Annotated in this window: 21 protein-coding genes; 18 read left to right on the top strand and 3 right to left on the bottom strand. The window is 46.2% G+C overall.

Annotated features, from left to right (window positions below; all coding sequences use genetic code 11):
• Window positions 1-58: 58 nt before the first annotated feature.
• Window positions 59-1018: a lytic transglycosylase domain-containing protein gene (locus AZI85_RS08170; protein ID WP_063243856.1), complete on the top strand. Its 960-nt coding sequence runs from the start codon at window positions 59-61 to the stop codon at window positions 1016-1018.
• On the top strand, window positions 1015-2202 hold the full coding sequence (locus AZI85_RS08165) for an aspartate kinase (protein ID WP_063243626.1): 1188 nt from the start codon (window positions 1015-1017) through the stop codon (window positions 2200-2202). Before AZI85_RS08170 ends, AZI85_RS08165 begins: the two co-directional genes overlap by 4 nt.
• A 75-nt stretch (window positions 2203-2277) precedes the next feature.
• On the opposite strand, the gene AZI85_RS17650 is transcribed toward AZI85_RS08165, so the two are convergent.
• Together AZI85_RS17650 and AZI85_RS08155 are read right to left on the bottom strand one after the other, a co-directional pair.
• The gene (locus tag AZI85_RS17650) at window positions 2278-3804 is read right to left on the bottom strand and encodes a hypothetical protein (protein WP_253720909.1); all 1527 of its coding nucleotides are present in this window, start codon (window positions 3802-3804) and stop codon (window positions 2278-2280) included.
• 68 nt (window positions 3805-3872) lie between these two features.
• Window positions 3873-5330: a hypothetical protein gene (locus AZI85_RS08155; protein WP_063243625.1), complete on the bottom strand. Its 1458-nt coding sequence runs from the start codon at window positions 5328-5330 to the stop codon at window positions 3873-3875.
• A gap of 193 nt (window positions 5331-5523) precedes the next feature.
• On the opposite strand from AZI85_RS08155, the gene AZI85_RS08150 reads away from it, so the two are divergent.
• The 16 genes from AZI85_RS08150 to AZI85_RS08075 all read left to right on the top strand — a co-directional run bounded on the left by AZI85_RS08150 (window position 5524) and on the right by AZI85_RS08075 (window position 25311).
• Window positions 5524-6009 carry a glutathione peroxidase gene (locus AZI85_RS08150; RefSeq protein WP_063243624.1) on the top strand — a complete coding sequence of 162 codons (486 nt, stop codon included), beginning with the start codon at window positions 5524-5526 and terminating at the stop codon, window positions 6007-6009.
• A 122-nt stretch (window positions 6010-6131) separates the two neighbouring features.
• Window positions 6132-8351, top strand: a complete 2220-nt coding sequence (locus AZI85_RS08145) for a S8 family serine peptidase (RefSeq protein ID WP_063243623.1) — start codon at window positions 6132-6134, stop codon at window positions 8349-8351.
• 80 nt (window positions 8352-8431) lie between these two features.
• Window positions 8432-9907: an aldehyde dehydrogenase family protein gene (locus tag AZI85_RS08140; protein ID WP_063243622.1), complete on the top strand. Its 1476-nt coding sequence runs from the start codon at window positions 8432-8434 to the stop codon at window positions 9905-9907.
• 11 nt (window positions 9908-9918) lie between these two features.
• Window positions 9919-11166, top strand: a complete 1248-nt coding sequence (locus AZI85_RS08135; protein ID WP_063243854.1) for a GTP cyclohydrolase II — start codon at window positions 9919-9921, stop codon at window positions 11164-11166.
• A complete protein-coding gene (locus AZI85_RS08130) occupies window positions 11159-12373 on the top strand; it encodes a DUF1688 family protein (protein ID WP_063243621.1) in 1215 nt (404 codons plus the stop codon). The genes AZI85_RS08135 and AZI85_RS08130 overlap by 8 nt, the downstream gene beginning before the upstream one ends.
• A 13-nt stretch (window positions 12374-12386) precedes the next feature.
• Window positions 12387-13019: a uracil phosphoribosyltransferase gene (gene upp / locus AZI85_RS08125; protein WP_063243853.1), complete on the top strand. Its 633-nt coding sequence runs from the start codon at window positions 12387-12389 to the stop codon at window positions 13017-13019.
• Window positions 13020-13028: 9 nt separating this feature from the next.
• Window positions 13029-13646 carry a uridine kinase gene (gene udk, locus AZI85_RS08120; protein WP_063243620.1) on the top strand — a complete coding sequence of 206 codons (618 nt, stop codon included), beginning with the start codon at window positions 13029-13031 and terminating at the stop codon, window positions 13644-13646.
• Between the two features lie 40 nt (window positions 13647-13686).
• Entirely contained in the window at window positions 13687-15405 is a 1719-nt protein-coding gene (gene ggt / locus AZI85_RS08115; RefSeq protein WP_063243619.1) for a gamma-glutamyltransferase, read from the top strand.
• A gap of 11 nt (window positions 15406-15416) precedes the next feature.
• Complete coding sequence (locus AZI85_RS08110; RefSeq protein WP_063243618.1) at window positions 15417-15845, top strand: VOC family protein; 429 nt, start codon at window positions 15417-15419, stop codon at window positions 15843-15845.
• Between the two features lie 111 nt (window positions 15846-15956).
• A complete protein-coding gene (locus AZI85_RS08105; protein ID WP_063243617.1) occupies window positions 15957-16379 on the top strand; it encodes a hypothetical protein in 423 nt (140 codons plus the stop codon).
• A gap of 129 nt (window positions 16380-16508) precedes the next feature.
• Window positions 16509-16730 (top strand): hypothetical protein, encoded by a 222-nt coding sequence (locus AZI85_RS08100; RefSeq protein WP_063243616.1) that lies wholly within the window; start codon window positions 16509-16511, stop codon window positions 16728-16730.
• Between the two features lie 136 nt (window positions 16731-16866).
• A complete protein-coding gene (msrB, locus tag AZI85_RS08095) occupies window positions 16867-17472 on the top strand; it encodes a peptide-methionine (R)-S-oxide reductase MsrB (protein WP_081110961.1) in 606 nt (201 codons plus the stop codon).
• A gap of 291 nt (window positions 17473-17763) precedes the next feature.
• A complete protein-coding gene (locus tag AZI85_RS08090) occupies window positions 17764-21135 on the top strand; it encodes a response regulator (protein ID WP_063243615.1) in 3372 nt (1123 codons plus the stop codon).
• A complete protein-coding gene (locus AZI85_RS08085; protein WP_063243614.1) occupies window positions 21135-21977 on the top strand; it encodes a CheR family methyltransferase in 843 nt (280 codons plus the stop codon). The genes AZI85_RS08090 and AZI85_RS08085 overlap by 1 nt, the downstream gene beginning before the upstream one ends.
• A 91-nt stretch (window positions 21978-22068) precedes the next feature.
• A complete protein-coding gene (locus tag AZI85_RS08080; RefSeq protein WP_063243613.1) occupies window positions 22069-23661 on the top strand; it encodes a response regulator in 1593 nt (530 codons plus the stop codon).
• Between the two features lie 222 nt (window positions 23662-23883).
• The gene (locus AZI85_RS08075; protein ID WP_063243612.1) at window positions 23884-25311 is read left to right on the top strand and encodes a methyl-accepting chemotaxis protein; all 1428 of its coding nucleotides are present in this window, start codon (window positions 23884-23886) and stop codon (window positions 25309-25311) included.
• Between the two features lie 28 nt (window positions 25312-25339).
• On the opposite strand, the gene AZI85_RS08070 is transcribed toward AZI85_RS08075, so the two are convergent.
• Window positions 25340-25711: a hypothetical protein gene (locus tag AZI85_RS08070; protein WP_063243611.1), complete on the bottom strand. Its 372-nt coding sequence runs from the start codon at window positions 25709-25711 to the stop codon at window positions 25340-25342.
• Window positions 25712-25727: the final 16 nt, after the last annotated feature.

Below are 25727 nucleotides of genomic sequence, written 5' to 3'. Positions count from 1 at the left end.
TGCGGTGTTGTCAGTTCTTTGTCGACAGTGTCAAAGAATCGGCTTCATAATGAACTTTATGAGCACGTGGGTCGCAGTCCTTTTATCTACTTTTATTATCCAATTTGCGCAGGCGGGAACGTCTGTAACACCCGCAGCTCCCGCTCCGGCTTTGACTTTAAAAGAGAAGTTAAAAGCTCTCACCTCACGTTCCACTCATGTTCAGTCTGACAATCTGATTTTTGATTTGCCAGTGACCTACAATAAAAAAGTCAGCAAGTGGATCGCCCACTATCAGGGAGCTCGCGGCAGTAAGTGGTTTCGCGAGTGGTTGCAGCGCTCTTACAAGTACATGCCCTTTATCCAAGCGGAGTTAAAAAAAGCGGGCTTACCTTTGGATTTGGCCTACATGGTGATGATCGAAAGCGGATTTGCACCCAACGCCATCAGCCACGCTGACGCCGTAGGGCCTTGGCAATTTATCGAAGCGACTGGCACTCGTTACGGCCTCAGTAAAACTTGGTGGTTGGATGAGCGTCGTGATCTAAAGAAAAGTACGCTTGCCGCCATTCGCTACTTGAAAGATCTGCATCAAGAGTTTGGCTCTTGGTATTTGGTTGCCGCGAGTTACAACATGGGTGAAAACGGCCTTCGCAATCGCATCAAGAAATATGGCACCAAAGATTACTGGACACTCATAAAACTCAATGCACTTCCCGTCGAAACGCAGGAGTATGTTCCAAAAATTCTTGCGGCTATGTTGATTGCCAAAGCACCCAACCTTTATGGCTTTCGCGACTTAGAAAAGATGGACCCGCTCGAATACGAAATCGTTCTTGTGCCAGGTGGCACAGATCTGGATGCATTAGCGGATCATTTGAGTGTCACAAGAAAATCATTAAAAGATTTGAACGCCGAACTCTATCTGGGGTACATTCCTCGTCAGGTCGAGAAACATTTTATTCGCGTGCCTAAAGGTGCGGGACAGCTTGTTTCCTCTTACGTGCACCAGTTTAGTCGGAAAGTTGCATTGGAATGAAACCTCTGATTGTACAAAAATACGGCGGCGCCACTTTGGCAGATCCTGAAAAAATCAAGTCTGTCGCTGCGCGAGTCGCTTCTCAATCTAAAGAAAATTCCTTGATCGTTGTTGTCAGTGCTATGGGTAAGACAACAAATTCTTTGATCGATCTAGCAAACCAAGTTTCTGCTCATCCTCAGCGTCGCGAAATGGATATGCTTCTGACTGTGGGTGAAAGAATCAGTATGTCACTGATGAGCATGGCGCTCAATGACTTAGGTTGTCCGGCGATCAGCTTTACAGGAAGTCAGGCTGGAATCTTCACTGACGATTCGCACGTCAACGCTTTCATCAAAGATGTAAAACCAATGCGCGTGGAAGAGTCTTTGAAAACCGACAAGGTTGTTATCTTGGCTGGCTTTCAGGGTGTATCGCCCGTGACAAAAGAGATTACGACATTGGGTCGTGGCGGCTCGGATACTTCAGCTGTTGCGATGGCAGCGGCATTCAATGCGGAACGCTGTGAGATTCTGAAAGATGTTCCTGCCGTTTTCACTGCGGACCCAAACGTTGTTAAGGCGGCAAAACCCATTCAAGAACTCAGCTATGATCAATTGATGGATATGACTTTCTGGGGCGCCAAAGTTCTGCATTACCGCTCGGTAGAGCTGGCTAAACTTCGCGATGTCACTTTGTACATCGGCCCTGCTTCTAGTAAAACTTCTGATGGAACACTTGTTAAAAAAGGATTGAATATGTTTGAATCCTGCAAAGCCCTTTCTTTGAACTCTCATGAAACAGTTGTTGGAATTTTAAGTAAGGAAAAAAATCCGGCGAAAGCCTTAAAAGACCTTCAAGTTCTTTTTGATGAAAAGCAGATTCCATTCCCACAGCTTCTGCATTACGAAATGAATTTAGATAAAACAGAAATGTTGTTAACGGGCCCTTCTGAAATTATCTTAGCCATTAAGAAAGAACTTCAGAATCATGCTCAGTTCACATTACTGCCCACAGATTTTTCCACAGTGACGTTGACGTGCACCGGTGCCACCTCGCCGGAAATCACGCAAAAAGTTTTGAATGCTTTGTCAGAAAAGAAATTGGAAACACGCAAATTAATGATGAGCGCTATGAGCGTTACCGTTCTGGTAGATGCACCACTAAGAAAGCAAGTCATCGAAAGCTTGCATCAACTTATCTAAACTAACTCGAACAAATAGAATAAAAAAAGGGAAGAGTGATCTTCCCTTTTTTATTACTTAGATTTTCTATTTTTACTAAGGCAACAAAGAAGGCACCATCACCTTGTAACGGTTTTGGATTTTCATCCAAATATTTGAATGCGGTCCCGTAATACCGTCGGGTCCCGAAGAACCGGCAACGCCACGAAGTCTTGGATCAAACTGCCCGCCCGGAAGAAACTTTCTTAAATCAGGTCCATTCGCCCCAGGAACACCCGAACCGGGCATACCCGCAGCTCCGCCTGGGCCGCCACCGCCTTCGCCCGATCCGCTCCCAGCGAAAGAACGACCACTGCCGCCGCCACCGCCATAGAAACCACCATTCACATTGGCTCCGTCTTCACCAGCGGCGCCACCGCCACTTGCGGATCCATAAGAACCACCGCCAGAGCCACTGCCTCCACCTAAAGAGCCTCCGCCACCACCTTGGGAACCGTCAACCGATTGGCCTGCTCCCCCAGAAGGAAGTTGACCATGTTGAATAGGTGGAGTGGAACCCAAATCACCGCCGAAAGAATCTTCACCCGCTTTGGCGCCGACACGCGAAGACGAGTCAATCATCGAAGCCACAGAGCCACTGTCACCCACTTTTTGCTCTGTTACACAGGCAGGGTCCATCGGATTTTTCTGACAGATACAAACTTTGTTCGTGGTAGCAAGCGATGGATTTGTACAATCCACGGCTTGTTGAGCCACGCAACTTGGATAAGTGGGATTCGCCGTACAGAACTCGGGTGTTGGAGCTGCTTCACCGGAAGTCAAAGAAGCACATTGCGAAGCATTTGCGGAAGTCGTACCGAAGTTTGAAATCGCTTGATTGGCCTCGCTGACTTTGTTTTCAAAACTGTCGCAGCGTTTTAACTCTGTGTCCGCCTGAGAAGCAAGTTGGACAGCTAAAGCAGCGTTTCCAGCACTAAGGCAAGTCGCCTGTTGTTGAGCGTAAGTTTTCGCTGCTCCACAAGCCGATTTACAACTTCCAATAGAGTTACTGCATGTCAAACGGTAAGCTGCAACAGCGGCATTAGCCGCTTGTGATAAAGATGCCATCTTCGAACACGCCGCTTGAATACTTGCCGAGGTTTGTTGACCCATGAGAAGAGCTAGTTGCGAAGCTGTGTTAGTGACTTCGGCCATGCCGGAGTCATTTTTTTCGTCGCAAGTGTAAGATGTGTCTTCAATTTGCGAGGTACAAGCTTGCATCAATTGTTGGAATTGCTGGTTGCACGTTGGAGCGTTATTCGCGTTGGCGCGATTGCCATCAGGCGCACGACATGAATAGCTCGTGCGCTCACTGTTGTCGGCATTACAGACATTGGGAGACTGACAAGTTCTACGGCAGTCGGCCAATGCTTGCGCTGCATTTCCTGAAGTGCTATCGGGAGCCGTGTAGTTGGATCTAGGCTTACATGTTTCCGTCAATTTGCCCACGAGATTATTTTTGCGCTCGCAGTAGTGATCGTCTCGACAGGTCATCGAGCCACAGGCCTCTGCGGCCAAGGTAGGTGAAGCACTTAATAAAAGTGAGGAGAAAGAGAAAACTGCGGCAAAAAACTTCATTCCCATAGACCCATTTATCGGATCTCGGGATCGACAACTTTACAAAAGTATAAACTATCTCAATTCAAAACGTCTCAATATGGTAGCAACGAAGGGCTGACCACCTTATATCTGTTTTGGATCTTATGCCAAATATTCGAATGAGGTCCCGTGATACCATCGGGGCCCGAAGCACCCGCTACTCCACGGAGGCGCGGATCAAATTTTCCACCCGGTAAAAACTGGCGAAGATCGGGACCGCCTTTGCCAGCAACGCCTCCGGTGCCCGCAGCTGAAGGTTGGCGAACTCCGGGTTGGCCGTCGCTGCCGCTTCCGCCACCAAGTCCGCTTCCACTTCCTCCGCCGCCGCCGTAGTATCCACCATTCACGTTAGAAGCTTTTTCGTTAGCCGCAGCATTGCCTTCACCATTTAAGGCGTCAGCATAACTGCCTCCACCGCTGCTACTTTCACCACCCAGGCTCGATCCGCCTCCGCCTTGAGCCCCATCGACAGCATCACCATAACCACCAGAAGGAAGTTGGCCGTGTTCGATGCCTGGCAATCCAGGAAGATCTCCGCCTAAGTCGTCGCCACCTTTAGCCGCTAAACGACTGGATGAATCGATAAGATTTCCTACCTGAGCATTTCCCGTTGTTTTTTCCTGCGTGAAACACGCAGAATCCAATGGATTTTTCGTACAGATACAAACTTTGTTCGAACTCGCTAACTCGGGTTTTGTACAATCAACAGGTTCCGCCGGATTACACCCTGGATAGTTCGGAGTCGTTTTACAGAAATCCGGCGTCGTGGATGTAGCTTCACCCTTATTCTGCTCTTCACACTGAGAGGCATTTGCCGAAGTCGCACCATAGTTTTGAATCGCTTGTTGCGCTTCATTCATTTTACTTTCAAAGTTATTACACTTATCGCGACGAGATTGCGCCTGAGACAAAGCATTCACGGCACTCAACTGTGTTGCAGAGTTGGTTGGAAAGCATGTGGTATTTGCCTTCACGTAATCCACGGCTGCATCACATGTTGTACGGCACGTTTTCATCGATTCACTGCAAGTAAGTCGATAAGCGGCCAAAGCACCGCTGGCTGCCTGAGAAAGATCACCCATTCTGGAACATGCGGCTTGAACGCTCGCGGAAGTTTGTTGGCCCATCAGCAAAGCCAATTGGGACGCGGTATTCGCGACGCTATTCATACCGGAATCATTTTTTTCGTCGCAAGTGTAAGACGTGTCTTCGATCTGTGTGTTACATTGCTGCAGCAAACTTTCATACTGCGCATAACACTGACTTTGTTGATTCTGATTTTGATTTCGGTTCTGGTTATTTCCGGTGCTCTGATTGGGAGTTTCTCGAGGTGCTGGTGAAGGTGTGGGAGTAGATGAACTCGGTGGACGACCGCAATATCCTTCGTTCTGCGTTTGAACTATACAGTTATCCCAAGCTTTGCTGCCAGCTGTAAAGCGCATCGCACAGTAATCTGCACAACCCAAAAATGGATCAGCAGCTTGCGCCGGCGAAAAAGATATCGCTATCATGAAGAGTATCCAGATATACCAAGTCCCCATGGTTTCATTATCGGTCCACACTTCTGTAATATAAAGAGAAGTTCATAAGTTTTAATCGGCATTTCCCTCGACACGAAATAAACAGCTTTATATGATTCAGGTTGTTTCAAGATGAGAACACATGACAGAATAGTAATTCAAAAATTCAGTTAAGGAGTGGTCAATGGAAAAGACATTACATTCATTCACCGTGAAAGCTGCCGACGGTTCTGACGTCCCTTTAGATAAATACAAAGGGCAAGTGGTGCTCGTTGTGAATGTCGCAAGCAAATGCGGATTCACGCCTCAGTACGAGGGACTCGAAAATCTGTATGAACAATTCAAAGACCAGGGCTTTACGGTTCTTGGCTTTCCTTGCAATCAGTTTGGCGCCCAAGAGCCTGGCAGTAACGCCGACATTCAGCAGTTCTGCAGTTTGAATTACAACGTGAAATTTCCAGTGATGGCCAAAGTCGACGTGAATGGTGACAGTGCAGATCCCGTCTATAAATGGATGAAAGAAGCCGCTCCGGGGCTTCTCGGAACCGAGATGATCAAATGGAACTTCACGAAATTCTTAGTTGGCAAAGACGGTAAGATCATCAAACGTTATCCACCTCAAGAAGAACCTAAAAATTTGACACCTGATATTCAGGCAGCGATCAAATAATTTCCTTAGTGTCGCTCTGGGTCCTCTGTCACTTTTTTTGACAGAGGATCCGTGCCCGCCGTCAGCGTATTCAATCTGTCAGGGCACCCCTGTTGCACCTCTTATCCCTATTGAGGTGTTTCATGAAATGTTCTTCCTTTCGCGCGATCTTCACATTGTGTCTCATTCTGGGAAGTACCTCTGCACAGGCAGAGTTCGAAGTCCGTAAAGAGAAATTCGACAACGGCGTTGTTTCTAAAGAATATTATTTCAAAGACACCCAACTTGTTGAAGAGCGACACTTTGATATCGCAGGAAGATTCTCGGGCTGGTCCCGCTACAGCTACCTTGAAAACGGTCACACCGTTCGCATCAATCTTTCAGTTGAAAAAGAAGACTACGGGCAAATCACTTCCAAGTTAGAACTTTCCAACTTAGATTCAAAAAACCGTGAGACCGAATCTTCAATTCTATTTCGCAAATGGGTTTATAGCGATGAAGCCCCTCGCAAGCTTCTGTTCATCGAACGCTACGAAACGCAAACACCGTTTCGCGTGATCGGCAAAGATTATGAAAATGAAAAAGGCCAAGCCCTTTCATCGATCACCTTTTCTTATGCCTCCAATGACCGTCATGAAAAGCCTACGGGATTTGTCGAGGTTACTCCAGATGGAAAAATAAAAACGCGTTTTTCAATGTATGAACCCTATGATCTTGTACAACGTTTACGCTCCCTGGGAAAATCGGAAGAAGAGATTCGTCTGTATAAGCGTCATCGCGAAAACCCCGGTAAATTTCTTATCGGGATTATTGATTCGGGATTCGACTACAATCACGCCGCATTGGTGACGAAGTGGTGGAACAACCCTGATGATCCCATTGATGGCAAAGATAACGATGGCAATGGCTGGGTGGATGATAATTTTGGCTGGGAACAAGTAAAGAATGTCGGGCTTCCTACCGAGTCTTCGACCTCTTTTCAGCGCGATGATCGTCCCCTTTCGCACGGAACCCATGTGGCTCATATTGCTATTGGTGATTTGACGAATGCGGCCCTTGTGGGTTTCGCGGGTGATTATACTCAAGCCAGTTATATCGATAAAATTTCTGCCTTTCTTAAAAAGCACAAAGTGCGAATTGTAAATTTGAGCATTGGATTTCCCCCAGACACCAAAGATCTTCTGGGTCTTCGCGATGGAATCAAGGCCTATCGCCGCATGATTGATGAAAATCCAGAGACTCTCTTTGTGGTCGCGGCCGGCAACGAGTCCTTAAATATCGACGACAGAAAAAATCGCCAGTATCCGGCAAGCTTCGAACAACCCAATGTTTTAAAAGTCGGCGCTTTGGATGCAGCTGACTTTAGTAAAGTCACACCTGCAAATGCGAAGATGGCTGATTTCAGCAACTACGGCTCGAAAACTGTCGACATTCTGGCCCCGGGAGCAAAAGTGGTCGCGGCCAGCATTGGCGGTGGCCTGATTGCACACAGTGGAACTTCGATGGCAACACCCTTCATGGTTCACGAAGTTGCCAAAGTGTGGATGGAACTTCCCCACTTAAGTGCCGTTCAAATCCGCCAACTTTTTATTGAAACCGCTCAGGTGATGACGCCTGAAGCCCCCGTCCTTTCCAAAGGATATGCCGACACAAAAGCTGCACTTTTAAAAGGGCGCATTGATTTTCTAAAAAATTCTACCGCTCGCCAAGAAGGCCCTAATTGTTGGAACTCTTCAACTCTTTTAGCCGGACTTTCTCAAGGCGTTCATCATACTTTTGGAAGTGAATTCGCTTTTCTTATTGAATCGCCCCTATGCCAATCCGTAAACCTAGATCAGCTTAAAGCCGGTGACATCGTGGCCTTTCGAAGAGTCGATCAAAAAGGTCGTCTTCTCCCTGCGGCTTTTTTATCTGAAGTCCATGGATACACTTATCTTGAAAATAAAAAAGGTTTCACGAAGAACGGTGTTATGCCATCTGCCACATATCAAGAGCAGTCGACAGAAGAAATTTTAAACTTTTATCGCTCTTCAGAAGGACGCAATTGCAAGCTCAACGGTCTTGACCGCAAAGACTGCATTCTTAAAGAGTTTGCTTATCGTTGCACCGACATTGAAACATATATGAGCACTCAAGGTGGTTTAAATATTTTTGAGAAAGACGTTTTATTACGCCTGTCTTCGCTTGAGAAGCACCTACAGGCTTATTATCTTCACGGACAAGAAATTCAGTTCGACAAGGACTCAATGCTTAAAAAGATTCAAAGTAATATCGACATTCTGAAGTCACAAGGCTCAAAAGAATTCGTCATCGACTATTTTGAAATGCGTGCCCACTCATTGGATTACATTCTTAAAAAGTAGAGTACACCCTTTTAATTTGGCATAAACACGTCATTGAACAATCATTCTGGTTTTTATTGCTCTGGCAAAGGAAAACTAGAATGAACGTACAAGTCCCTGACTATGTCATTGATTGCAGAAACTTCGTCTCTGGAAAACTCCACAAGGCCTCAGGATTTAAAAGTGAGATCGTCAGTCCTTACAATGGCCGAAAGATCGGTGAATTCCATCATTCCAATTTAGAAGACGTTGATGTCGCCGTGAAAGCCGCGGCGAAGGCGCAAAAAGAGTGGGCGGAGATTCCCATGAAAGAGCGCACCAAGGTGATGTTCAACCTTCGTCACATTCTTCTTCGCGACTTGGAAGAAATCGCACATCTGAAAAGCGCTGAATCCGGAAAAAGTTTTACTGAAGGTAAAGCCGGCCTGCTTAAAGGTATCGAAGTCTTAGAGTTTGCTATTGCTTTACAGAATATGGATTTAGGCGGAAAGACAGAAGTCTCTCGCGGGGTCACGTGTGAATACCGTCGCGAGCCTTTGGGTGTCGTCGCAAGTGTGACGCCTTTTAACTTTCCAGCGATGGTGCCGTTATGGACAATGCCGATCGCGCTCACCCTGGGAAACGCCTATATCTGGAAGCCTTCAGAAAAAACTCCCTTAACTTCCTTAAAAATCGCCGAAGCCTTTCACGAAGCGGGATTGCCAGCAGGTCTTCTGCAAGTCCTTCAAGGTGGAAAAGAAACTGTCGAAGCCATCATCGACCACTCGCTGGTTAAGGCCGTCGCCTTTGTCGGCTCAACAAAAATCGCTCAACAAGTTTATGAGCGTGGAACACGACAGGGTAAGCGCGTGCTGGCATTGGGTGGCGCGAAGAATCACATCGTGCTTTTACCAGATGCCAATCCCGATCTTTCGGGCTTAGGTATCAGTGATTCTTTCACTGGTTGCGCGGGACAACGCTGTATGGCTGCGGCCGTCCTTCTTGCCGTCGGTGACGTGGATAAACACATTCAAAGAATCATCGAAAGAGCAAAGTCTTTAGAGTTAGGAAAGGACATGGGCGCCATTATCACTCGTGGCCAAGTGGAATTTTTAAACAAAGCCATCGCCAAAGCGGAACAGGAAGGCGCGAAAATTCTGCTGGACGGAAGAAAAGCACGCGCTCCCTTGGGATATGAGGGAGGTCACTGGATCGGGCCGACAATCATTGACCAGGTATCACCTCAAAGTGAGATCGCGAAAATTGAACTCTTCGGACCCGTATTAAGCATCATTCGCTGTAAAGATATTTCAGAAGCGATGAAAATTGAAAACAGCGTCGAGTACGGAAATGCCTGCTCTGTTTTCACTTCAAATGGAAACTTGGCGGAAAAAGTAGTGCGGATGGCCTCGACCGGAATGGTGGGAGTCAATGTCGGCGTCCCCGTTCCCCGCGAGCCTTTCTCTTTTGGCGGCGTCAATGCTTCTAAGTTTGGTCACGGTGATATCACCGGCCATCACTCTTTGGATTTCTGGTCGAATATCAAAAAAGTCACAGTGAAATGGGAAAAACAGGAGGACACCACATGGATGTCGTAACAGGGATAGATATGAAAAGATCGTCGCACGTTATTTTGACGTCACATTCCAGTCAGGTTTTTCGAGGAAGCCCGCCGATAAAGTGGGGAGCATCGTCCCCTCAAGAGCGCGGCCCTGTGATTGCCTCTTTAACCGAGCCGAAAAAAAGAAACGCTATTGGCACTCACAGTGGCAGTTACACAGTTTACCGGGCTCTTTCTATAGCCCAAGGCAGATACTCGACGCTGCATAAGCCAGATCTTCACAATACCGAAAGCCCGGTGAAGATCGGACCTTATGCCTCTTGGTATGATTCAAAAAAAATCGTCTCTATTGACCCATGGGGTTTTGATGTTCCTCATCACTTCAAAGAGTATTTCGAAGAAGGTTACGATATTCGTCCGACCGTTGCTGTGACCCAAGCTCATTTGCAAATTCCTGAGATCAACGAGGCCATCGCTGCCGGGCGCTTACATATTGATGGCAAGATCATCACAAAAAACAAAGATATTAAAATCACGAAAGTCGCTTTCGAACCTGTTTGGTACCTTCCAGGAATCGCCCAGCGTTTGGGTGTGGAAGAAGGCGCCTTAAGAAAAATTTTATTCCAAGAAACGGGCGGCATGTTTCCGGAGCTAGTGACACGGCCTGATCTTAAAGTCATGCTGCCACCGATCGGTAACACCACAGTTTATATATTTGGCAATCCTCAAGACTTGGCAAAGCCCGACGTCGAGCTGACATGCAGAGTGCATGATGAGTGCAATGGTTCTGACGTGTTCGGTTCAGATATTTGCACATGCCGTCCTTATTTGATCTACGGTATTGAAGATGCGGCTCGCACAGCGCAGAACGGCGGCGTGGGAATTATCGCCTATTACCGCAAGGAAGGTCGCGCCCTCGGAGAGGTCACGAAGTTCCTGGTCTACAATGCTCGCAAACGCCAGCAAGGCGGCGATTCGGCAGCGACCTATTTTCACCGCACGGAATGTGTTGCGGGTGTTGAAGATGCTCGCTTTCAAGAATTAATGCCTGATATTTTGCATTTCTTTGGCATTACAAAAATCCACAATCTGCACTCGATGAGTAATATGAAATACGATGCCATCGTCAAAAGCGGCATCGAAGTGGTCAACCGAGTCTGTATTCCTCCGCATTTAATTCCTCCAGATGCCCAGGTCGAAATTGAAGCGAAAAAAGCCAAAGGTTATTTCACCGCCGACGTCAGCAAATCAGCAGAAGAATTAAAAACAGTTATCGGGAGACCTATCGATGAATAGTCATACTTACACAGAAAAAGATTTGGACTTTCTTTTATCACCTTCTGCAATCAGAGACAGTGCCGAAAAGATTTTGCAACTGACTGAAGATGGGAAAACCCACTTCAACTATCATCCGGAAAAAATGAGTTCAGTCGTAAACTATGTCGTGGATGTGATTCGCGATAAATATCCGACCTTGGACATTCCATTTCATTCACGTTGGGGCCACTTCCGTGCAGGACAGGTGGATCGCGTGAAGATTCTAGAGGCCAAGCTTTCAGAAAAAGATGCGTTAGAAATTGCGCGCACAAAGCTAGATCTCGTTATCACCTCGGTGTTGCTAGATGCCGGGGCCGGAGATTCGTGGATTTACGAAGAAAGACTGACTGGTAAAAAAATCTCGCGTTCAGAAGGCTTAGCCGTCGCCAGCTTCTATCTTTTTATCCAAGGGCATCTTTCCAGCCATCGTACGAATCCTTTGCAAGTGGACTCCTTGGCTTTACGAAGCCTTAACGAAAAAACTTTGCGTTCGGCTTTTCAAGTGCGCCCTGACAACCCTCTTGTGGGCGTTGAAGGTCGCCTGGCTCTGTTAAAAAACCTAGGTGAAGTTCTGGCGCGTAAAAAAGATTTATTCAAAGGCGAACGTCCCGGCGGATTGGTGGATTATCTTCTGGCTCGCTATGGATATACCGTGACCGGTCCGCAAATTTTGCGCGCTGTTTTAGATGGCTTCGGCGATATTTGGCCGGGACGCGTGAAAGTCGGCACCACCAATCTGGGCGACATCTGGTCTTACGATAAAATCCCGGGAGGCCTTGCCGCCTTTCACAAGCTTTCACAGTGGATGAGCTATTCTTTAATGGAGCCGTTGATGGAAGCGGGATTTGAAATTACCGGTATCGAAAAACTGACCGGTTTAGCCGAGTACCGCAATGGCGGCCTGCTTTTGGATTTAGGACTGATCTCTTTAAAGCAAAATGAGTTGCAGCAGCGTCCTCACCGACCGGATTCAGATTTGGTAATTGAGTGGCGAGGCCTGACAATTTCGTTGCTGGACAGAATCGGCGCTGAAGTTCGCAAAAAATTAAACAAGTCCGACGAAGATTTTCCATTAGCAAAAGTTCTTGAAGGGGGCACGTGGTGGGCAGGTCGTAAAGCCGCTGGATCCCTCAGAAAAGACAGCTCGCCTCCTTTAAAAATTGAGAGCGATGGAACCGTATTTTAATTGGAGTTTTGATATGCATACTCAAGTCAAAGTCATTGAACATCCCTTACTTAAACATAAACTCGGCTATTTGCGCGATAAGGACACGTACTCCCATGAATTTCGGGAAATCGTAAAAGAGATTTCAAAAATTCTGGTGTATGAGGCCATGCGCGACTGGAAGCATTTGGAATCAGTTCCTATTGAGACTCCCATTGCTAAAACCGTCGCCGAACGTATTATTCAGCCCCCCGTCGTCGTGTCTATAATGCGTGCCGGGAACGGGATGCTGGATGCCGTGCTGTCGATGATCCCGCGCGCCTCTACGGGCTTTATAGGCATTTATAGAGACAAATTTATTCAAAACACCGTGGAGTATTATTTTAAACTTCCTCAGGATGTTCAGAATAAAGAAATTATACTCTGCGATCCTTTGATTGCCACGGCGGACACTATTGTGGCAGCTATAGATCGTTTAAAAAACTACGGCGTCGGCAAAGTGAAGGTTTTAAGTATTTTAGCCAGCCATCACGGGCTTGATAGAATCTTGCACTTTCACCCGGATGTAGAGATCTACACGCTCAACATCGAAGAACAGGTCAACGAAATGGGCTACTTAGTCCCAGGCCTGGGCGATGCCGGAGACAGATTGTTTCAAACCAAATAGGGACCATGCATGAGCGTTTACATTATCGGTGTAACAGGTGGCAGCGGATCAGGCAAAACTCACTTCGCCTTAGAGTTACAAAAGCAATTGGGTGAAGACAATTGCATGATCCTGTATCAAGACAACTACTACATCGATCAGTCGGCCCGCTTTGATGGCGATGGCGGATCTGTGAACTTCGATCATCCTAGCAGCCTGGATTTTTCTTTATTGGCGCAAGGTCTTCGCCAACTTAAAGAGGGTCAGGACATTAAAGTCCCTCTGTATGATTTTAAAACTCACACACGACGCCCAGAAACTTTGACCAAAAGCCCCACAAAAATAGTTTTAGTGGATGGAATCCTGATTCTGCACTCGGATTTAGTGCGTGCCGAACTTAACGAGGCTGTCTTCTTTGATACTCCTGAAGAACTGCGTTTCCAACGTCGCCTTCATCGCGACGTTCACCACCGCGGTCGCACGCCTGACGGGGTTAAAAAGCAATTTGAACTTCAAGTGCGTCCGATGCACAATGAGTTTGTCGAACCTTCCAAGAGCTTTGCCGATATCGTGGTAAAAGATCTTGGAGAGTACTCAGAAACTTTAAACTCTTTTTGCCAAAGACTGAACACGTACTTAGATTCCTAAAAGTTTTTGCGCAAAAAGCCTAGCATCAAGGACGTTGCGCATGAAACAAAGACTGCTCTTTCTTTCCTTCACCGCTTTACTTTTAAGCTGTCAAAACAAAGTCATACGCACAGACAAAGAACGTGTCGATCGCGAGACGGCTCAAGCCTATGGTTCACGTTACGCCGTTTCTACGCAAGGACGGTTCGCCTCTCAGGCCGCAGAGAAAATCTTTGCGCAAAACGGAAATATCATTGATGCCACCGTCGCGGCATCATTCACGGTGTCGGTGGAGCGTCCGCAATCAACCGGCATTGGCGGCGGCGGCTTTATGATCTTTCACGACGCTAAAAGTGAAGAAACCTATGCCATAGATTTTCGTGAACGCGCTCCATTAAAAGCCACCAAGAATATGTATATCGGGAAAGATGGTAAGGCTGATGCCGATAAATCTCAAAACGGCGTGTTAGCTGTCGCGGTTCCTGGCTTAGTGGCGGGGCTTTTAGAGATTCACCAACGCTTTGGCTCTTTACCTCTGGAAACGGTTTTACAACCCGCGATTGAACTCGCGGAAAATGGTTTTCCCATTTACCCCGAATTCCATCGGGCTTTAGAAAATCGCGCGGAAGTTCTTGCTAAAGATCCTGAAGCGAAAAAGGTCTTCTTAACCGCTGACGGCAAGGTGCCTGCGATAGGAACGATTTTGGTACAAAAAGATTTAGCGAAAACTCTTCGTTTGATTGCGAAAAATGGAAAGAGTGGATTCTATAAAGGGGATGTTGCTCAATCCATCATCAAGCTGTCTAAGAAACACAAAGGCATTATCACCCAAAAAGATTTCGACAGCTATCAAGTGAAGTGGCGTAAACCATTGGTCGGAAAGTTTCAAAAATATGAAGTGGTTTCTATGCCGCCGCCCAGCTCTGGCGGAGTTCACGTTATCCAATTTTTAGAATTTCTTGAAAGAGATCAGCTAAAAAAAGAAGGTCCCCTTACCGCGAAGTCCATCCATCTTGCCGCTTCGGCATTACAGTCTTCCTTTGCCGACCGCGCGAAATACTTGGGTGATCCCGATTTTGTGAAGGTGCCCGTTGAAGGTTTGATTTCTAAAGATTATGTGCAAAGCCGGCGTAACGAAGTGTCTCTAGATCGCGCTCGCAAAGCCGCGGAAGTGGCGGCGGGTAAACCTCCAGGTTACGAATCTACGGAAACCACGCACTTGTCTTTGATGGATGCAGAAGGCAACGCTGTTGCCACCACTCAAACTATCAATGGCTGGATGGGTGCTGCGATTGTCGCTCCGGGCACGGGTATTGTTTTGAATAACGAAATGGACGACTTCTCAGCCCAAGAAGGCGGGTCTAATTTATTTGGGGCTATTGGCGGAAAACCCAATGCTATTGCTCCTCAAAAAACACCTTTAAGCAGCATGTCGCCGACTTTGCTTTTAAGTAACAAGAAACCTGTGTTAGCAGTGGGCGCCCCCGGTGGCACTCGCATCATTAGCTGTGTCGCGCAAACAATCTTAAACTATGTCGAGTTTAAAACATCGTTGTATGATTCCGTCGCTATGCTACGCTATCACCACCAATGGCAACCGGATGTTTTGTATATTGATCCCCCAGGACCTGGAGCGGATGTGATCGCAAAACTTCAAGGGATGGGATACGACGTAAAAATCGAGCCGGTGCCTTGTTATGTCATGGCCGTTGCAAATGAAAGAGACACTCTTCACGGCGTCGCCGACCCACGTGATATCGGAATTAGTGTCGCAAAATAAAAGGAGTCCTCATGGAAACAAACGAGCTTCACCGCGGTCGCTTGATCGACCATATTCAATTAGTAGTTAAAGATCTTGCCGCCAGCAAAAAGTTTTATATGGCTGTCTTCAACACCCTGGGAATTCCCTTGGGCGGTGAAGGCCCCGATTATTTCTGGGTCGATGAATTGTTTGTGTCGTCGTCAGATAGCAAAGCCGCCCTTGGAAAACTTACGGGCCGTGTGCATTTAGCGTTTCAAGCTCAGGATCGCGACATGGTTCAGAAGTTTTATAAAGCCGCTTTAGAAGCCGGCGGCAAAGACAATGGCGCCCCAGGGGAACGTCCCTATCATCCCGGCTATTACGCTGCTTTTGTGATCGATCCTGATGGCAACAACATCGAGGCGGTATTTCATGGACCAGCGAAAAAATCAGCAGATTCCGTGAAAATCACATTCTAATTTTGTTTTCGACTAAGAAAATGCGGAGCCATCCTCCGCATTTTCTCATTGAGCTTTCCACGGAGTTTTTTTATTTGCGTTTGTGATCCGGGATCGTTAATTCCCTTCACTATGAAAACACTGATTTCCATTTTAATTGCCCTGTCCTCTTCATCCGCACTTGCTTCCGTCACCCGTTTGATTTGTATTCCGTCTCAGAATGATGACGTGCAAATTGAGGTGCTTTTCAATAAAGCCATCGACCCAAAAACTCCTTTTATCGGCAGTTATAATTTCGGGGCCACGTTGATCGTGAAAGAAAAAGGTTTCGCACAGAATTATACGAACTCGAATATTCGCATGACACCCGAAGTGTATTATAGCGACATCAGTATGCGTGGTGATGCCGAAGGCGTTTACCTCAGATTGTATCCGCAGTTTAAAGGATCTGAGTTCTCTCACTATACAGGGCAGCTTTTTGTGAACGATCTTGAGACACGAGACTATTTTAACTTCCGCGACTCTGGTGCGGGTCCCGGTTTTTCCTGTAAATAAGCAAAAGCCGGGAGCAATTCCCGGCTGTGTGGAATTATACCCCATCCGAATCATTTAAACTGATCAGGACGTTTTTAACCGCTGGCACCGCCTGTGCTTCTTCTTATTCACATAACGCAGGAGAGCGGTATGATGAATACACAGATTTCAAAAGAGAAATGGCCTTTACTTAAAGCCGAGCTACAAAAGACATGGGAAGACATTTCTAGTGAAGAATTAGATATGACTCACGGAAGTATCAAATCTATCTACGGCTTAGTTCAACAAAAATGCGGTCTGCATGAAGAAGAGGTCAAAGGCGTTTTGACTTCTCTTTTGAAAAAGTACGGTCCCGACAAGAAAAAGCACTAAAATTCGGAAGTTCCACGGCGACTCGCAAGAGACGCCGTGGATACCACTTTTCCTCCAGCCCTCTTCACACTATTCCTCGCAGGACTATTGAGAAAGCCCCTCATTCGCCGTAGAATATACGTCGGAGGTTTTTCTTATGAGAACACCTGCACTTATTTCGCTGCTTGTGACACTGGCCTTTGGTGCTACGGCAGCTCCTAGCAAAAAAGCGACTCCCCCGAAGGAGGAATCCGTGAAGACTGAAAAGTACAACCCTGAAACTTGCGCCTTTCCGAAAGATGATGCGGAATTAAGAAAACTCTTAAGTCCCGAGCAATACGAAATCACAAAACGTAATGCAACCGAAGCTCCTTTTAGAAATACCTATTGGAATAATCATCATCCCGGAATTTACGTCGACGTGATTTCTAAAGAGCCGTTATTTTCGTCAAAGGACAAATTTGATTCTGGTACGGGATGGCCGAGCTTTAGTAAACCTATCAGTAAAGGCACCGTGAAAGAAAAGAAAGACATGTCTCACGGCATGGTTCGAACTGAGGTTCGATCTTCTCGCGCAGATTCACACTTGGGCCATGTTTTTGATGACGGTCCCGGAGAAGATGGTTTGCGCTATTGTATTAACTCCGGCTCTTTGCGTTTCGTTCCATTAGAAAAAATGGAGGCGGAAGGTTATGAAGATTGGCTCAAAGATTTTAACGAAAAAGATTGGGCCGAAGCTAAAAAGAATCCTTATAAACCATAGTTCAAATTTCTTCGCGCGCTCCAACATCGGAGCGCGCGTCTATTACATCCTTGTAAGAATTTCCTGAATTTCCTCTCTGAAAACAGGCTGCTGTTAAAAAGCGTTCAAAAATCAAAACACGTTGCTGTTTTCTTTCTGAACTTGCAGTGCTAAGTATTTTCTTTTTTATGATGCGTACATCAAATTTCTGAGAAAAGTACGTCCCTTTGTGGATTTTTATTTCTGGTGTGATAGGAAGGGTCGCTATCTCTGCAATATCGCATTCAATTTGTAACTTTTTAAAGGTGTGATGTGACTGAAACCTTCGAAAAAAGCTCTCGCTTTACGACATTAAAAACCTTCTTTCTGATCGCTGCCGTTCTGATCGTTTTTAATTCGATTCTTCTTCTGAATGTCTTTAGAAATATTCGCCAACAGCAGATTTGGGTGCAGCATACAGCGAATGTTATTTCCGAACTCGATCTGATGATGTCAGCCGTGAAAGATGCTGAGACGGGCGTGCGCGGGTATCTTCTGACAAATCGTAAAGATTATTTGGATCCGTATTTTTCTGGCGTGAAAGAAGCCCGCGAACGCTACCTACATCTGCGCAGTCTCACGATCGACAATCCTCGACAGCAAGCCTCTTTGAACGATATCGAAAAAACTTTAGCGGATCGAGAAGCGGCTTTCAAAAATTCCCTTCGCAATAACACTTCCGTCGGCGAAGACGCGGCTTTACCCGGTGAGGGTAAACTTGTCATGGACAAGTTGCGCGATCAAGTCGGTCACATGAAAGCGGAAGAACAAAGACTGCTTAAAGATCGCCAAGAAAAAGCGCAGAACTCTGAAGACATTGGTTTTATATCCTGGTTCTTTTCGATTGCGGTGAACTTAGCCTTAACTGGTACGGCTTTTTATCTTATTCGTCGTAGTTGGCGCCAACAGGGTGCTGAAAATGCACGTCAAGCACGTGAAACCTGGATGAAGTCGCGACTGGCAGAAGTGTCCGCCATCTTAGCGGAAGATCTTACGATGGTCGAACTTGGCGACAAAGTCCTGCACTATCTTTGTCGTCTGCTGCAAATTCCGGCGGCTCGTCTTTACATTACGGATGGGGACAGTCTGCTATTGAAGGCGACGTACGCTGAAAGCAAAGCCTTCGCACATAGACGGATTGAACGTATTAAAATCGGTGAAACTCTTTTAGGAGAAGCCGTTCAAAAAGATGAGATGTTTAAAATCCGCAATGTTCCCAGCGGCTATCTGCAAATCGAATCTAGTCTGGGCATCACAGATCCAAAGTCGATACTGTTCTTTCCGATTTATCAGTATGGCAGACCGGTGGGCATTTTAGAGTTCGCACTCTTCCGCGATCTTACTGACGACGAGCGCGCGCTTTTAAACAGTCTGCGCGAAGTCGTCGCCGTGGGAATCAACACCGCGCATGCGAAAGAAGATTTGCAGCGTTTATTGAATACAACTCAAGAACAAGCCCTCGAACTGCAAGCACAACAAGAAGAGCTTCGTGCAAGCAATGAAGAACTTGAGGAACAAGCACGTGCTTTGGAAATTCAACAAGAAAACTTAAATAATAAAAACCGTGAATTGGAGTTTTCGCGTAAGGAAGTAGAAGCCAAAGCCCTGGATTTAGAAAAGACCAATCAGTACAAGTCAGAATTTTTAGCCAAGATGTCGCATGAACTGCGCACCCCACTGAACAGCTTACTGATTCTAGCGACACTGCTTAAAGAAAACAAAGAGGGCAACCTGAACGAGCAGCAAATCGGTTTTGCTTCTACGATCTATGATGCCGGAAATGATTTGTTGGGTCTTATCAGTGATATCCTGGACATCTCTAAAATTGAAGCACGCAAGCTGACTTTGCGAGCCGAACGATTCACGATGGGCCACTTGATTTCCCAGCTTCAATCCACATTCTTGCCGCAAACAAATAAAAAGAATCTGCGTCTGGTGATTGACGCTTCGGAAGAGATCAAAGCACTTCCCATGAACACAGATTTACAGCGTGTTGAACAAATCCTGCGCAACTTCCTTTCCAATGCGGTGAAGTTCACTGAAAAAGGAAGCATCACCATTAAAGCGGAACATTCGTCGACACATAAAGATTTCGTGACTATCAAAATCATCGATACAGGTATCGGCATCTCTGACGAAAAACGCGTCACCATCTTTGAAGCCTTCGAGCAAGCAGACAGTTCCATCAGTCGACGTTATGGCGGTACTGGATTAGGACTGACAATCTCTCGCGAGTTGACATCGCTTTTAGGTGGACATGTTTACGTGGACAGCGAAGTTGGCTACGGTAGCGCGTTTACTTTGGAAATTCCGCAAACACTTCCTGGAGCGAGCTCATCACCTCATAGCGAAACGGCTTCTCAACAGGTGGTTAAATACACCGCTCCAACGCGACCGGAACGTTCCTCTGTGATCGTCGACGAAAAAGTTTCAACCATGATTTCATCTTTGGAACCCCAAAGAAAAACTTTATTAATCGTCGAGGATGACGAAGCCACAAGCCGCTTGATTGCCGAGACGGCCAAAGGCTACGGTTACCAATCACTAGAAGCATCTTCGGGAGAACTGGCTTTAGCCGTTTTAAAAGAGTATGTTCCGACGGCGATCATGCTAGATATTAAACTGCCCGGGATCAGCGGCGTAGGCTTGCTGGAAACTATTAAGCAGATGCCTCGCCTGCGTCACGTTCCGGTTCACATGATCTCGGCTCTGGACTACCAACACAACACGATGCGCATGGGGGCCATGGGTTACCTAGCAAAACCGACTTCGACAAAAGATGTCGGCACAGCCCTTAGCCAAATTGAAGCTTTGATTTCGAAAAAAGCCCGCAGCCTTTTAGTTATCGAAGACGATCAGGCCCAACGAGAAGCGATTATCAGTCTGGTTCAAGGTTTAGACCTTAAAATAGTGGGTGCTAGCCACGGCGAAGAAGCTTTAGAACATTTAAGAAAAGAAAATTTTGATTGCGTGGTTTTGGATCTTGCATTGCCAGACATGAGCGGTGCGGAATTCCTGGATAAGTTGAACGCCGTTAGCTCTCACCTGCCTCCGGTTATTATCTATACAGGTCAGGATCTTTCTCGCGACGAAGAAGCAGCACTTCGTCAGTACGCCGAAAGCATTATTCTTAAGGGCGTGCGTTCTCCGGAACGCTTGTTAGATGAAGTGAACTTGTTCCTTCACCGAGTTGAAGGAGATTTACCAGAATCGCAACGGGATATATTAAAGCAGTTGCGCAGCCGCGAGCAAAGCTTTGAAGGCAGAACAGTTCTTCTGGTCGATGATGATCTGCGAAACTTATTTTCACTAACCCATGTTTTAGAAAGCAAAGGCTTTAAGGTCGTGGTTGCCCGCGATGGTATCGAAGCTCTTGAAAAGCTGGATGAAGTTCCCAAAATCGACGTGATTCTTATGGATATCATGATGCCACGTATGGACGGATATGAAACCATCCAGAAAATCCGTGAAAAAAGTCAGTACGCAACAACACCAATCATCGCATTGACAGCCAAAGCCATGAAGGGCGATCACGAGAAGTGCATTCAAGTCGGTGCCAATGATTATCTACCGAAGCCGATCAATTTAGGCAGTTTGGTTTCGGTATTGAAAGTGTGGATTTCTTCCTTGGAGACTGTTGTTTAATGAACGATGCTCTGGCAAGAAAACTTTTACTGCAGGGAATTTACGAGAAGTACGGCTACGACTTTACTGGCTATAATGAAAGCTCGTTCACCCGCAGAATTGAAGGTCTGTTGACGAAGTACGGTCTGCCAGATGAGTTAGAGCTTATGGCTCGTATTCTGCGCGATCCACGCTTTTTTGCGGAACTGGTTCCTCAATTGACGGTTTCGACGACGGAGCTTTTTCGCGATCCTTCGTTTTTTCTGTCGTTTCGTGAAAAAGTTGTGCCCATGCTGAAGACTTACCCCGCGCTCAACTTCTGGATCGCGGGCTGTAGTACCGGAGAAGAAGTTTATAGTTTAGCTATTTTGCTTCAAGAAGAGGGTTTGTATGAAAGGTCGCTGATCTACGCGACTGATATAAATCACAATTCTTTAAAGACCGCCTCAGAAGGTATTTATAGCGTTGAAAGCATGCGCGCCTTCGCGAAAAACTATACCGCCGCTGGCGGAAAAGAAAGTCCTTCGGAGTACTATACGGCAGACTATAACTTAGCGCGCTTTCGGTCTTCCTTGCGTGATCACGTTGTCTTCTCTGATCATAATTTGGCGACTGATGAGTCTTTCTTAGAGCACAACGTAATTTTCTGTCGCAACGTGATGATCTATTTCAATCGAGAGTTGCAAGGACGGGTTTTTGATCTTTTCTATAACTCTTTAAGTGATCGCGGATTTTTAGGCTTGGGTTCCAAAGAAACTTTGCGCTTTTCGCAGCACAACGAATCGTTTGATGAGATTGATGCGGGACAAAGAATTTATCAAAAGAATCCAATGCAAGTAGCAAAGAAAATGAGAAAAGTGTAATTAATGATTCTGTAATAGATGTGGACAACAGCTATAACAACTTGTTTACATGATTCGGTACGTTCGTGGAGATGGCATGTTTGGGAGAAACATGGATAAAACAAAAATTCTCGTCGTGGATGACCACCGAGAAAACATTGTTGCGATGTCAGAGCTGATTGCGAATGATGACATCGATATATACTCTGCCGTCAATGCGGAAGAGGCCTTAAATCATATTCTGGAGCACGATTTCGCATTGGCGCTTTTAGATATTCAAATGCCTGGGGTCAGCGGTTTTGAACTCGCAAGACTTATTCGTGGTGTGCATCGCACCCGCAATCTGCCAGTTATCTTTGTGACGGCAGAACAGCGCGATCAGTCCATCATCTTCGAGGGCTATGAAACCGGTGCCATCGATTTAATGTTTAAACCTTTGGATCCCTACATCGTTCGCAGCAAAGTGCAGGCCTTCGTTCAGCTAGATTATCAAGCTCGTCTTTTGCGTGAACAGATGAAGGAAGTTGAAAACCTTCGCAGAAGAGCAGAAGACGCCAATATGGCAAAAAGCCAGTTCTTAGCGAACATGTCTCACGAAATTCGCACGCCCCTGGCTTCGGTTTTAGGATTTTCTGACGTTCTTTCCCAGGAAGTTCTGAGCGAAGATGAAAGATTGGACTGTTTAGCGGCCATCCGTCGTAACGGAGAACTTCTTCTGCGTCTTATCGATGATATTTTGGATCTTTCAAAAATCGAAGCGCAACAGCTTCAATTGGTAAAAGCAAAATTTTCTTTGGATGAAGTGATTGATGATATCAGCGCGACATTGAACTTGCGCTGTGAACAAAAGGGCATCGCTCTGCGCATTCGCCGATTCTTGCCGCAATCTAAATTTTATTCTGATCCGATTCGTATTAAGCAGGTTCTTTTAAACATCATCGGTAATGCCGTGAAGTTTACGGAAAAAGGAAGCGTCGACGTCGAAGTGACCGCCGAGCCAGCTGGCAGAAATTCCACGCGATTGTTTTTCAAAGTGAAAGACTCTGGTATCGGAATTTCCAAAGACGAACAGAAAAATCTTTTCCAACCTTTCAGTCAGGCGGATATTTCGACTCGACGTCGCTTTGGTGGCACGGGATTAGGCTTAGTGATTTCTAGGCACTTAGCTCAAACACTTCATGGGGATTTGATTCTAAAAGAATCTGTGCCTGGCGAAGGTTCCACATTTGAAATTTCAATGATTTTAGAGAATTCGCAAGCCCTGGCCAACGCTCCTCACTTAGCGACTCTTCCTCAAGAAGGCAGCCAAGCTAAAGTTGAAGTTCTGGAAGGTAAAAAGATTCTTGTCGTTGATGATGTGAGTGATAACCGCCTTTTGATTGATCGCTATTTGAAACACTCCGGATCAGAAATCATTGAGGCCAGCTCCGGCGCAGAAGCTCTGAGCATGATATCCGATAGAAAGCCGGATATAGTCTTGATGGATATTCAAATGCCCTTGATGGACGGTTATGAAGCCACAGGACGAGCCCGTGATAACGGTTACGGCGGTCCTATCATCGCCCTCACTGCTCATGCAATGAAGGAAGAAGCCAAGAAATGCTTAGATGCCGGATGCGATGAGGTGATGACAAAACCTGTTCGCCGCAAAGAACTGACAGAACTTATTATTAAGCTTCTTTCTCCAAAGGAAGTCTTGCATTAGATACTTCGGGGGCAATTCTTTCCCCCTCTCGTTTACTTTTCCACATCACATTTCCATTTAATTTTCATTCTGCTAAACTTACTTTTGTGATGTCTAATTTTCGTCGAAATGTTTAGGTCCAAAAAAACATGAAGTTTATTTTTTGTGATCTTTTCTTCTACATCTTTCACAACTCCAGCCGATGAATTCTTTAGGAACCTTTACCAACTGGAGTAGACGTTTATGAAATCTTGGAGTCTTAAAGCGAAGCTTACAGTCATGGGTTTGTTTGTATCGCTACTAGCTGCGACAAGCGGAGCGATTGGTTTTTATTTCCTAAACGAAGTTGCTGACGAATACAGTATTGTTGCTGATGAAAATCTTCCTTCTCTCAAAGAACTCGCGGATCTGCGTGCCACCATTCGCGAACTGCGCATTCACGTGCGGAGTATCGGGTTGTCCGGCAACAATCAGCAAGACGTTTCAAAATACGCAGAGCAATCTAAAAAACAAATAGCCCTATTTGAAGAACACATCGAACGCTATATGAAGATAGATCCTGCGGCCTCTCAGCGAGCGAGTTTTCAGGAGTTTTTAACCGGCTGGAAGGAATTTAAAAATTTTGGCGCCGAAGTTCTTACGTTGGCCCAGGACTTTCAAACTAACGAAGTAAAAATCACGAATCTGATTCGCGAGGTTTGCCCGGAAAAGGCCGATAAAGTTTATGCTCCGCTATTGCGTGAAACCCAATATCAGGTTGAGTATGCGGAAAGAGCTTCCGCTTTGGCCCACAAAGCAGAAGCCGAATCTAAAACATGGGTGAGCTTATTTGCCATTGTTTCCATCGTCTTAGCGGGCGTCGTTTCCTTCGTCGCGGCGATCTCTATTAGTAAGACAGTTAAAAAAATCTGCGAGGCTTTAGCGGAAAATTCTTTAGAAGTTCACAAAGCTTCATCTGCTTTGACCGAAACCAGCAAAACGGTTCATGGCGGATCTAGTAAAGCCGCAGCAATGGTAGAAGAAAGCACAGCTTCCATGACCGAAATTGAATCCATCGTAAAAACAAGCGCCGAGCGTGCGATGCAGGCAAAACTAGCGTCAGAAGAATCCAAACGTTCTGCCGAAGATGGGTCGCACGCCATTCAGCAGTTAATGCAGTCGATGGCTAAGATCAGCGACAGCTCGAAAAAAATGCAAGACATCATCAACATCATCGAAGACATTTCTTTCCAAACAAATCTTCTGGCNNCCGCTCGAGCGGGGGAAGCTGGCCGTGGCTTCGCCGTGGTTGCTGAGGCCGTTCGATCTTTGGCGCAACGAAGCTCCACTTCGGCTAAGGAAATCTCGGACCTGATTTCCCAAAGCGCTGAATACATTCAAGAGGGAGCTTCAAAGGCAGAATTAAGTCAGGAAGTTCTAAAAACCATTTTAACAAACATCGAGCAGGTCTCGGGATACAATCAAGATATTGCGTCTTCGGCAGCAGAACAAAAAACCGGAATTCAACAAGTCAGTGGAGCTTTGGTAAATCTTGATTCCACATCTCAAAGTAATAGCAAAGCTTCGGAGGAAATGTCCTTCATTGCCGACGAGCTGACAGATAAGACCAACGCCGTCGATGCTCTGATTTTAGATCTGCGAAAACTGATCGAAGGAAATAAAGCGGCTTAATATAAAAGGGACCTCGCGGTCCCTTTTTTTATCTTTTAAAACACTCTAACTTGTGAGTAAGTCGCCCCTGAACCACTGAAAGCTGCAAGCGGCCTTCTTTAGAAAATTCCGCAGTCGTCAATGAACCTTTTGTATAATCCGGCTCTTCCGTAATGCTAACAAAGTAAGGTCCGCTTTCTTTATCGCCACTTAAAACAAACGCCCTTCCATCTAGCGAAGCAGATAAAGCAATATGCCTTACGGATTCTGTTTCGACTGTCAGTGGTGCGCTCTCTCTGCGAGCGGTTCCGTCCGGAAAAGATTCAAAGACCTGCGCCGTGCACTCTATTTTTTCGGAAATTGCGAAGGCAGAGACCGGTAAAAAGAAAAATAAAACTACAGATAAAATACGCTTGAACATAAGCCCCCCTCAAAGC

Origin of the sequence: Bdellovibrio bacteriovorus, from assembly GCF_001592755.1 — a bacterium.
Lineage (GTDB): Bacteria > Bdellovibrionota > Bdellovibrionia > Bdellovibrionales > Bdellovibrionaceae > Bdellovibrio > Bdellovibrio bacteriovorus_E.
This window is presented reverse-complemented; position numbering and strand designations above follow the sequence as displayed.

Coding starts and splice junctions, on each gene's coding strand:
- AZI85_RS08170 (WP_063243856.1), top strand. CDS start 59: ATGAGCACGTGGGTCGCAGTCCTTTTATCTACTTTTATTATCCAATTT.
- AZI85_RS08165 (WP_063243626.1), top strand. CDS start 1,015: ATGAAACCTCTGATTGTACAAAAATACGGCGGCGCCACTTTGGCAGAT.
- AZI85_RS17650 (WP_253720909.1), bottom strand. CDS start 3,804: ATGGGAATGAAGTTTTTTGCCGCAGTTTTCTCTTTCTCCTCACTTTTA.
- AZI85_RS08155 (WP_063243625.1), bottom strand. CDS start 5,330: ATGATAGCGATATCTTTTTCGCCGGCGCAAGCTGCTGATCCATTTTTG.
- AZI85_RS08150 (WP_063243624.1), top strand. CDS start 5,524: ATGGAAAAGACATTACATTCATTCACCGTGAAAGCTGCCGACGGTTCT.
- AZI85_RS08145 (WP_063243623.1), top strand. CDS start 6,132: ATGAAATGTTCTTCCTTTCGCGCGATCTTCACATTGTGTCTCATTCTG.
- AZI85_RS08140 (WP_063243622.1), top strand. CDS start 8,432: ATGAACGTACAAGTCCCTGACTATGTCATTGATTGCAGAAACTTCGTC.
- AZI85_RS08135 (WP_063243854.1), top strand. CDS start 9,919: ATGAAAAGATCGTCGCACGTTATTTTGACGTCACATTCCAGTCAGGTT.
- AZI85_RS08130 (WP_063243621.1), top strand. CDS start 11,159: ATGAATAGTCATACTTACACAGAAAAAGATTTGGACTTTCTTTTATCA.
- upp (WP_063243853.1), top strand. CDS start 12,387: ATGCATACTCAAGTCAAAGTCATTGAACATCCCTTACTTAAACATAAA.
- udk (WP_063243620.1), top strand. CDS start 13,029: ATGAGCGTTTACATTATCGGTGTAACAGGTGGCAGCGGATCAGGCAAA.
- ggt (WP_063243619.1), top strand. CDS start 13,687: ATGAAACAAAGACTGCTCTTTCTTTCCTTCACCGCTTTACTTTTAAGC.
- AZI85_RS08110 (WP_063243618.1), top strand. CDS start 15,417: ATGGAAACAAACGAGCTTCACCGCGGTCGCTTGATCGACCATATTCAA.
- AZI85_RS08105 (WP_063243617.1), top strand. CDS start 15,957: ATGAAAACACTGATTTCCATTTTAATTGCCCTGTCCTCTTCATCCGCA.
- AZI85_RS08100 (WP_063243616.1), top strand. CDS start 16,509: ATGATGAATACACAGATTTCAAAAGAGAAATGGCCTTTACTTAAAGCC.
- msrB (WP_081110961.1), top strand. CDS start 16,867: ATGAGAACACCTGCACTTATTTCGCTGCTTGTGACACTGGCCTTTGGT.
- AZI85_RS08085 (WP_063243614.1), top strand. CDS start 21,135: ATGAACGATGCTCTGGCAAGAAAACTTTTACTGCAGGGAATTTACGAG.
- AZI85_RS08080 (WP_063243613.1), top strand. CDS start 22,069: ATGGATAAAACAAAAATTCTCGTCGTGGATGACCACCGAGAAAACATT.
- AZI85_RS08070 (WP_063243611.1), bottom strand. CDS start 25,711: ATGTTCAAGCGTATTTTATCTGTAGTTTTATTTTTCTTTTTACCGGTC.